Here is a 1,774-nt window from a genome sequence, read left to right on the forward strand (position 1 = left end):
GTCTAACGCAGATAACATGATGATGGAAATTTCTTTAAAGCAGATTGGGGCGGAAAAGGTAAATCCCTGTACGCGAAAAACTGTTTCTTCTTCGCCTTTTTCCCAAAAATGAGTATCCGCTTTTTCAAGCCACTTATAAATAAACGGAAATTGTTTTTTGTATGGAAAATGCTCTGTAAAGGGAACTAAATGCAGTTTTCTGTAGGCGGCTGTATTTATTCCTTTTTCAAAAAGTAAAGCAGAATTGTAATCGACGCGGTATTTTTCGTTGGCATTTGGATTTTTTGCGCTATCCTTGCGACCGTCGTCATTCCCGATTAAAAAAGGAACGTCTTTTTCGGAAAGATACTCCAAAAGTTCTTTTACTATCAACCATGAATTTTGATCATCGCGGTATGTGGTATGCCAATAAATTCTGGGAACAAACGCCGTTTCCGACCACACTACAAGCAAGGGTTTGGGAACGGAAGAGAGGGCTTTATCGGAAAGACGGATTAATTTTTCCAGATCTTTGCGGTATCCTTGATTTACCTGCCAATCGGAAGGAGCATTTGATGCTTCCCATGGGTCGGTGTTGTGCTGAATCAAGGCAATGGGCGCGTTTGGATAGGTAGAAAAATCTTTTATGTTGATAAAACCAAAAATAAAAGCGGACGCAAGAGCGGCAACCCAAATTATGGCGGAGATTTTTTCTTTACGGAAAAAAGCCGCAAACGAATTTTTTAAGTCGGGCAATTTTAAATTGTTAATAGCCTGCGCCAGCCAGAAAGACGGGAAAGTAACAAGAGCGGAAACTCCCCATACGCCCGTTATACTTGCTATTTGAATAAGCGGTATTACGCGCCATTGTGAGTAGCCTGTTACTCCGTAGGAGTACCCAAAAAATCCTTTAGTGCGTAAATATTCATAGGCAAGCCATATAACCAATTGAACAAGGTAGCCGCGCTTTGGAAAAAGAATTAATGCAAGTTTTAAAAGGACAAAAACGGCAGCTAAATAAACAAGATAAATACTGTAAACGATTGTTCCTGCAAGAGGGTGAAATTTTGCGAGCCAGTAATTAAAAAGGCTGTATGCGATTACGCCGTAAATAGCGCCGTAACCAGCGCATGATAATAAATTACTTTTACTAATGACAATAAGAATTGGAATATATGCAAACCACGCAAGAAATGACAACCCATTAATAAAAACTATATTAGGAAAAGATGCGGCAAAAAGAATTGAAGCTAAAAAAATAAGCCCCAACCGGATTAATATACCTTTAACCCGGTTGTATTTTGATTCCATTTGTTATTTTTTTGATTTTTTGTCGTCGTTTATTGCCCATACAGCTTGTTTTAATTCGCGACCTGAACGGAAAGCGACAGCGCCGTGTGAGCGAATAGCGATGGTCTCGCCTGTTCTGGGGTTTCTTGCCCTTGGGCGGGCTTTTCGTACTTTTACTTCAAAAGTGCCAAAACCGCGCAATTCTATAACCTGACGTCGCATAAGGGCGTCTTTCATTTCATCAATGAAAAGATCAACAACATTGCGAAGTTCCGTGCGGGTCATTCCCGTTTTTTCGTAGAGAGCGTCTACGATATCAACCTTTGTAAATTTTTTCATTGCCATATTACTGCGCCGCCTTCATCGCATTATAATAACGCTGCATTCTTGATTTCTTGCGAGCTGCAGCGTTCTTTTTAATAATTCCCTTTCCGGCGGCTGTATCAATTTTTTTGATCATTTCTTTTAATGCCGCGCTTGCTTGGGGATCTTTCTTCTGCGCCAA

The 1,774-nt window shown here is 40.4% G+C and carries 3 protein-coding genes; all 3 read right to left on the minus strand.

What is annotated here, in order from left to right; genetic code table 11:
• Window positions 1-1,248, minus strand: a 1,248-nt coding sequence (lnt, locus tag ACYVTD_RS12350) for an apolipoprotein N-acyltransferase (RefSeq protein ID WP_461248056.1), incomplete at its 3' end; no start/stop codon positions are given.
• 45 nt (window positions 1,249-1,293) lie between these two features.
• Window positions 1,294-1,614 (minus strand): HU family DNA-binding protein, encoded by a 321-nt coding sequence (locus ACYVTD_RS12355; RefSeq protein WP_461248057.1) that lies wholly within the window; start codon window positions 1,612-1,614, stop codon window positions 1,294-1,296.
• A 1-nt stretch (window position 1,615) separates the two neighbouring features.
• Window positions 1,616-1,774 carry a 30S ribosomal protein S20 gene (gene rpsT / locus ACYVTD_RS12360; protein WP_461248058.1) on the minus strand — a complete coding sequence of 53 codons (159 nt, stop codon included), beginning with the start codon at window positions 1,772-1,774 and terminating at the stop codon, window positions 1,616-1,618.

The sequence above is a fragment of the Treponema sp. R6D11 genome (genome assembly GCF_054786075.1).